Origin of the sequence: Clostridium sp. ZBS15, from assembly GCF_023845705.1 — a bacterium.
Lineage (GTDB): Bacteria > Bacillota > Clostridia > Clostridiales > Clostridiaceae > Clostridium > Clostridium aquiflavi.
The window spans coordinates 33,345-40,093 of record NZ_JAMQHY010000047.1; the positions used below are offsets into that span (position 1 = coordinate 33,345).

The 6,749-nt window shown below is 27.0% G+C and carries 10 protein-coding genes; all 10 read right to left on the bottom strand.

Annotation, left to right across the window (positions count from 1 at the left end):
• Window positions 1–110: 110 nt before the first annotated feature.
• On the bottom strand, window positions 111–248 hold the full coding sequence (locus tag NG904_RS13915; protein ID WP_252216782.1) for a clostri-philic family protein: 138 nt from the start codon (window positions 246–248) through the stop codon (window positions 111–113).
• Window positions 249–334: 86 nt separating this feature from the next.
• Window positions 335–862 (bottom strand): dCTP deaminase, encoded by a 528-nt coding sequence (gene dcd, locus NG904_RS13920; protein ID WP_252216784.1) that lies wholly within the window; start codon window positions 860–862, stop codon window positions 335–337.
• Window positions 863–1,116: 254 nt separating this feature from the next.
• Window positions 1,117–1,788, bottom strand: coding sequence for a hypothetical protein (locus NG904_RS13925; protein ID WP_252232150.1), 672 nt, complete (start codon window positions 1,786–1,788; stop codon window positions 1,117–1,119).
• Between the two features lie 44 nt (window positions 1,789–1,832).
• Window positions 1,833–2,249: a hypothetical protein gene (locus NG904_RS13930; protein ID WP_252232152.1), complete on the bottom strand. Its 417-nt coding sequence runs from the start codon at window positions 2,247–2,249 to the stop codon at window positions 1,833–1,835.
• Between the two features lie 20 nt (window positions 2,250–2,269).
• Window positions 2,270–2,491: a hypothetical protein gene (locus tag NG904_RS13935; protein WP_252232154.1), complete on the bottom strand. Its 222-nt coding sequence runs from the start codon at window positions 2,489–2,491 to the stop codon at window positions 2,270–2,272.
• 306 nt (window positions 2,492–2,797) lie between these two features.
• Window positions 2,798–3,391: a pentapeptide repeat-containing protein gene (locus NG904_RS13940; protein ID WP_252232156.1), complete on the bottom strand. Its 594-nt coding sequence runs from the start codon at window positions 3,389–3,391 to the stop codon at window positions 2,798–2,800.
• A 15-nt stretch (window positions 3,392–3,406) separates the two neighbouring features.
• The gene (locus NG904_RS13945) at window positions 3,407–4,372 is read right to left on the bottom strand and encodes a hypothetical protein (protein ID WP_252232158.1); all 966 of its coding nucleotides are present in this window, start codon (window positions 4,370–4,372) and stop codon (window positions 3,407–3,409) included.
• A 186-nt stretch (window positions 4,373–4,558) separates the two neighbouring features.
• The gene (locus NG904_RS13950) at window positions 4,559–4,894 is read right to left on the bottom strand and encodes a hypothetical protein (protein ID WP_252216964.1); all 336 of its coding nucleotides are present in this window, start codon (window positions 4,892–4,894) and stop codon (window positions 4,559–4,561) included.
• Window positions 4,895–4,896: 2 nt separating this feature from the next.
• Window positions 4,897–5,688, bottom strand: a complete 792-nt coding sequence (locus NG904_RS13955; protein ID WP_252232160.1) for a hypothetical protein — start codon at window positions 5,686–5,688, stop codon at window positions 4,897–4,899.
• Window positions 5,689–5,870: 182 nt separating this feature from the next.
• On the bottom strand, window positions 5,871–6,674 hold the full coding sequence (locus NG904_RS13960) for a DUF4176 domain-containing protein (protein ID WP_252232162.1): 804 nt from the start codon (window positions 6,672–6,674) through the stop codon (window positions 5,871–5,873).
• Window positions 6,675–6,749 lie beyond the last annotated feature (75 nt).

The following is a 6,749-nucleotide window of genomic DNA, read 5'->3' on the forward strand; positions in this document are numbered from 1 at the left end:
ACTCATTAAGGATTCTCAAAATCCAATTACAATGCCAATTTACCTATTGTATATATTAACACATATTTAAAACAGAGCCTTAGATAATAAAATTCTATAGAATATCAACCTTATTCTATTGGTTCACCATTAAAATTCTCATAGTATGATGGTTTTTTAGGATCACCAACATTGTTTTGATTTTCATGTAATTTTTGTCTTCTTGTTCCCTTTTGTATTGGATTAATTGCTCCTTCTTTATTTGCCATATAAAACACATCCTTTCCTAAATATTTTGTGCCTATAGAGAATTTTAATCCCCATCAAATTTAGTTAAGAATGTAAATTTTTAAAATTAAATTTTATTTTCAAAATCTTTATACATAAGACTTGGTTGTATTCCTTGGTTATTTTGATATTTTCCACTATTATATAAATCATATTCTCCATCAATATTATGATAATAAATTTGACATATCTCTATGTTAGGATATATTTTTATAGGTTGAACACAGAATATTTCTAACGTCCAATATCCTGCAAAACCAATATCACCAAATCCTGCAGTAACATGTATAAATAATCCTAGTCTTCCAGTTGAAGAACGCCCTTCTAACATAGGAACATATTTATTAGTTTGAGTAAATTCATTTGTTCTCCCTAAGTATAATTTCCCTGGTTCTAATAATAATCCTTCTTCAGGTATTATAAGTTTTTCAGTTTCATTTGGAATTTTCATATCCAATGTATCATTCTTATATACTAATAGTTCATTAAATAAAGTTAAATTATAACTATTGGGATTTATTCTTTCTTTATTAAATGGTTCTATAACAATCTCTTTTCCTATATGTTTTAATATCTCTTTTCCTGATAATATCATTTATAGTATCCTCACTTTCATAATTAATTTTTTTAAATTAATTTTCTCATTAATAATTTTTTGATTAAAACTATTATCTATGTATTAATTTCTAAGTTAAATTTTATTTCTGATTTATTATAATATAATAAACCAAATTTGAAAAATTAAATTTTATCTTTATAAAAATCTAAGGTGTTGTTTTACCACCTTAGATTTTAGGAACTATTTTATTAATTAATTGCATATATTATCTACTAAAAAAATGAATCAGCCTACTTAAAATTCATAGGTATATACTTTTTATTACATAAGTTTAAATAAATATTAGTTTCATCAACAATTTTAATTGCATCCCATTCAATATTATCATCTAGATATATATTAGCATTAATTATATTATTACTTCCTTCACATATACTAACAAGATTAATTTTATCTAGTATTTCATTATAATTGAAAAGCTTTAAAATTTGTTTATTTATATTTTCACCATCTATATCTGTACATATAAACTTACTACTTAGTATCTTTGCGTAATCATCTATACTATCTGTACTCTCTCTAATATTACTTGTAATATACCAAGTTAACATAACTTCTTCATTAGTTACTTCCTTTATTTTATTAATATCATCTTGAAAATTGTATCTCATACTGTCCCATAATTTTTTAAATTCAGCTACTGAAAAAATTATTGGTATATACTTATATTTTTCTTTAAAGCAATACTTTATATTAGGAATCCACAATATCTCCTCTCCTAAACGCCTAGCTATAACATTACTCTGATTGAATTGATTACTATAATTTAATTTTAATTCTACATCTGAATCTACGTCTTCGGATGTTACTAAGTTATCTACATAGCCATTGTAAATTATCATATCATCGTATTTAACACTAATTTTTTCATCATACATGTCACCACTTAAAACTATCTCCATATTTCTAATCCTTCATTTACTACTTACGTTATTTGAACCTTTTGTTATATTGTTGTGAATTTTTTTAGAAAACCTTCTAATACTTTTTTTGCTACATTTCCTGCGGTATTCATTCGTTTTTCTACTTCTATTATAATTTGTGGATTCTTTTTAATAAATGAATGTCCAAGTTCATTGTCAAATGCTCTTAACGCATCTATACACATTTCAAATAACTCTTCATTATCTATAAGAATTAATTTATATATTATATTGAACTCTTCCTCAATAACTTGATTATCAAGACAATATACTAGTTTTTTTTGCCAATCTAAATCTTTATTCAATACTTCATTATATAATTTATTCCAATCATCGCTAGAAAATTGTTTTAAAATATCTTGTGCAATAGAGAATCCATCATCATACCATGAATCAACTGTTGTTTCCTCTAATAATAATTTATCTAACTCTTTATACATGTAATCACCTCTTAATTTATTTAAAATCCTGATGGTTTAGGTGCATTAACCAACAGCGAAAATATCATTATTGTTGTTACATATTTATATCCATCAATTACTAAATCTGATGTTGAATCTAATGATTTAAATTTTACCATTGTGCCTTCTTTATATTTCTTCGTTGCATCAAAAGTTGCTATATCCATTCTTTTTTCTAGCTCTGATCCTGATATTGGAATTCCCTTATAAGTTTTAGGCATTTTAATAACTCATAAAGGTACTAGTGCCGATTTACAATAACATTATTTATCAGACACTTATATCTTCAGAACTGCTAAAAAAATAATGAATCAGCCTACTTAAATTTCAGCTGATTCATTTCATTTTTCACTGCATTGTTACAATTATTCATACAGATTATTTCATTTTAACATAAATATACTAATTTAGGTATATTATGAATTGTATTAGGATATATTTATTATTTTTAGCTAGTATCATCTAAATTTTGTAGTTACTATATACCAAATACCAATTTTTTTATTAATCTAGTTTCTTATTATTTTTTATGAACAATTTTCTATTATCCATTTCTTTGCCTGCTCTTCTTCCAACAAAATTGGTTCTTCAAGTGTACCAATATTAATACTATGAAAATATGCCTCATCAATTCCTTTTATATTTTTTAATATTGCTCCATTAAATAAAGTCTTTTTGAATCTTGATGCGCTTATGTCTACATTATTTAATGTTGTATTTCTAAAGTCAGTTGATAAAAAACCAACATTTGACAAATTGCAATCTATCAAATCAGCGCTTTTAAATATTGCTTCCCAACAATCACTTTTACTAAATCTAACTCTCTTTAAACTTGCATTAGAAAAATCAGTATATGATAAATCTGATTTATAAAAATCACAAGCATCCAAATTAGTATTTTTATAAGTTGACGAACATAGAAGTGATGCATGAAAATCTATACTTTTCAAGTTAAGATTGTCAAAAATACACTCTACTAGATTTGCTTGTTCCAACAATTTATCAGATAAATCAAAATTCCTGAAATCTACTTCCTCCAAGCATAACTTTTCGCCTTCTTTACCAATTGTCTCAACCCATTTTTTGTGCAATTCAAACTGACTAACAATATTATTTATCATTTTTTATTCTCCTCCTTAAGGATACCATATTATTCTATCTCCTATCCCTGCTTCTTTAATTGCTTCTTTTAGTTGTTCAATATGTTCGGGGGTTAATAGTCTTTTATCGATAATTACATTATTACCCTTGTCAAATTCTCCGTATATCTTTTCCATGCCTTTATCAACACTAAAAGCACCCTTCTTTACCTTTGTAATAGGTATTCCGTTTCGTCCCATTGGATACGATTCAAAGCTTTTTACATCCCATTTTAAACCAGTTGTTGTATCAATAAATTCTGCGCCCTTATCTATTTGAGTATCACGAACAATCTTTCCTAAATCTCCTCTTTCTTCTAAAGCAAGACCTATTTCTCTTTCTTTTAATCCTTGTTCTTCTACTTTAAATGCATGTGAAGGGTCTCTTGCTAAATTATCTAACTCTGTTTGAGTTCTTCCACCTGTGTAAGCTTTAGCCGTCTCCTTATTTTCATTCCCCTGAACCTTATTTTCTATATCTTTATTATTTGAACTACTTTCTTTCTCATAATCTTTCTTATTAGCAGCATTATTATTTTTATCTGATTCTTTGCTACTTCCGTTATTTGAACCTTTTGAAAAATTATAAACTCCAAGCCCTAGTTCTGCTCCACCAATCCCATTTCTTACTGCTACACCTATATCAGCTATTTCAACAGAGCTAGATATTGCCAATGTACCTTTTGTACCATTTAATATTGGTAATGAACCACCACCCATGTTAGATATATTCCCAGGTGATTTACATATGTTGCCTATACCTTTTACTGCCATGAATAAATTTATATCTATGCTATATGCATCATATGCCTGCTTATACTGAGACTTATTTTTATAATATTCATTTGCTTTTTTTCCTTCTTCTGTATATTCAGCACTTGCACTCATAGCATTAAGTCTTTTGTCCTGATCAAAGCTAAGTATTCCACCTCTATAGAATATAAGAATCTTACTAAAAAACAATAAACTAGCTTACTTGTTTTCAGCTAGTTCATTTTCTCTATTTTAATTTTTTACTTTATACATGAAAACTTTCACTAATTACCTTTACTACTCCTACTTCACTACTTCCATTTATAAAATCGTTTATTCAAAGCTAGTTAATTTATAATTTTGCAGTAAGATTCTAATCAAAATTTTATTAATATATTATAAAGCCTTTTCAAGCATATCCACAAGTTCTTGGTCTTGTTTTTCTAATCGACTATATATATCTTGATATTCTTTCTTGTAGCCTAATTTTTTTAATGAATAAAGTGCTAAGTGACCAATCTTACAAAGTCCTAAAATTTTAAATCTTATATCCATAAAATCACTATATTGAATAAGTTTTTGACATACAAAATCACTTGTTATATTATGTTTTATAAGTTTCAACATTACATGCTGTAAAACTAAAACATTAGGAGTTTCAAGATTTTTTATTAATTCTTCATCCGAAAGTTCATCATTCATTATTCTTTTTGCTAAACTTAAATAACTCATCTTTATTCACCTCCTGGTATTATATAATTATTAACTATCCATTCACGTTCGCCTCTATAATTTTCAAACAATTGTTCAACAGCCTCTTTTGACCCTATTTTCTCAGCCTCTTTTATCTCCACCATATATGCTCTAAGTTCTTTAATTACTCTACTCTTAGGATCTTCAAACATTTGTTCTCCAAATGATGGAAAACCTTCTGCTTGTGAATCCAAGAAATGTTGATATTCATGTTTTAATGCACTCAAAGATGCATCTTCACATATTTTTACTTGGCCTGGATCTCCTCTTTGTAATCCCGGCGCATATGCCATGTCTTTTTCAGTATATTTAATTTCAACACCACAATCCTGAAGTTTCTTAATAATGGAATTCCACTCTTCCGGATTAGATTCTTGACCCGGTCCTGGTATATCTCGCATTGGGTCATGAATATTTTTCATGTATCCTACATCATTAGCTCCAGCTGACCCCTTATTAACTCCCAATACCTCTTTATTTAATTCATTAAGTATGTTTTCAGCTTTTTTAGAATTAGCTACTTTTTCTGCTGCATTTAATTTTTTAATTCTTGAAAGTTTTCCACAATAGTTTGCTGCCCCAATACCACTTTCCAATAATGTTAACATATCTAATCCTATTTTAGTAGCTTCAAACGTTTCTTTATGTGGTGATTCATTTTTAAAATGTTCATGCAATAAATCTGAAGGTTTTCCTTTTTGTTCTTTTAGCCAATCAAAAGAATTACCTATTTTATTTTTTGTAGGCTCATCAAAAACTCCTCTTGTTGTCACATATTTGTATGCATCAATTGCTGAATCTGATATTGAATCTAATGACGTATTGACAAAATCTAAAGCACCATAATCTCTATTAATTAAACAAAGCTAATACACTCCAATTAATGTATTAGCTTTATTTAAGTATATATTTTTTCTTATCTTTATTGATGCAATTTTAATAACTTTAAATTTAACTACTCTTCTCTTAATGATTTTCTATATTCTATCAATTTCTTATTATATTCTATTTCTTGATCATCTTGATATCCTTTAAAATAAACCTTATTAATAAGATTTCCATCAAATAAATAATTACTATCCGCACTAACACTTCCCTCTGGATATACACACGCTGCATAATCATATATATCATCAGAAGTGTCTCCCTTTAAATGTTCGATTCTTCCTATTATTATAACTTTTTTATTGGTTCCTTTAAATGTAACTATTGAACCTAATGGTAATAATTCTTCATCACTCCATTGTATGTTTTCCGTTACATCATTACTAACTATTAAGTTATCAGCATTGGTTATTTCTATTCCTTTTGATTTATTTCTATATTCCACTAATTGTTTATTATACTTTATTTCATCTTCATCTTGATATCCTTTAAAATAAACTTTATCTATTTCATTGAAATTAAATAAATAACTGTCATTACTACTCATAAATCCCCTAGGATATGCGCAACCAGAATAGTCCCATATTTCCCCACTCGAATTTCCTTCAAGTTTTCTCATCCTTCCAGTTATCATTAACTGTATATTAGAGTCTTTTAATAATACTACTGTTCCTAATGGTAGCAATTCATCTTTATTATAGTCTATCTCACTTTGTTGAGTGGTAACTATATTTTTTTTATCATCTTCTTTAAGATTACCAATATTTATTCTGAAACCACATCCATTTAAAATAAAAGCTATACCAATTAGAGCTACACTTAAAACAATTCTTTTTTTATATAATTTCATTTTTAACAAATTAACCATTTTCATTTAACTTTCACCTTATTATTCTTGTATTTATTCATACATTTTTTAATTTGTGTCTTTCTTAGTTTCCACTTCAAA

Coding starts and splice junctions, on each gene's coding strand:
- NG904_RS13940 (WP_252232156.1), bottom strand. CDS start 3,391: ATGATAAATAATATTGTTAGTCAGTTTGAATTGCACAAAAAATGGGTT.
- NG904_RS13935 (WP_252232154.1), bottom strand. CDS start 2,491: ATGCCTAAAACTTATAAGGGAATTCCAATATCAGGATCAGAGCTAGAA.
- dcd (WP_252216784.1), bottom strand. CDS start 862: ATGATATTATCAGGAAAAGAGATATTAAAACATATAGGAAAAGAGATT.
- NG904_RS13915 (WP_252216782.1), bottom strand. CDS start 248: ATGGCAAATAAAGAAGGAGCAATTAATCCAATACAAAAGGGAACAAGA.
- NG904_RS13960 (WP_252232162.1), bottom strand. CDS start 6,674: ATGAAAATGGTTAATTTGTTAAAAATGAAATTATATAAAAAAAGAATT.
- NG904_RS13950 (WP_252216964.1), bottom strand. CDS start 4,894: ATGAGTTATTTAAGTTTAGCAAAAAGAATAATGAATGATGAACTTTCG.
- NG904_RS13925 (WP_252232150.1), bottom strand. CDS start 1,788: ATGGAGATAGTTTTAAGTGGTGACATGTATGATGAAAAAATTAGTGTT.
- NG904_RS13930 (WP_252232152.1), bottom strand. CDS start 2,249: ATGTATAAAGAGTTAGATAAATTATTATTAGAGGAAACAACAGTTGAT.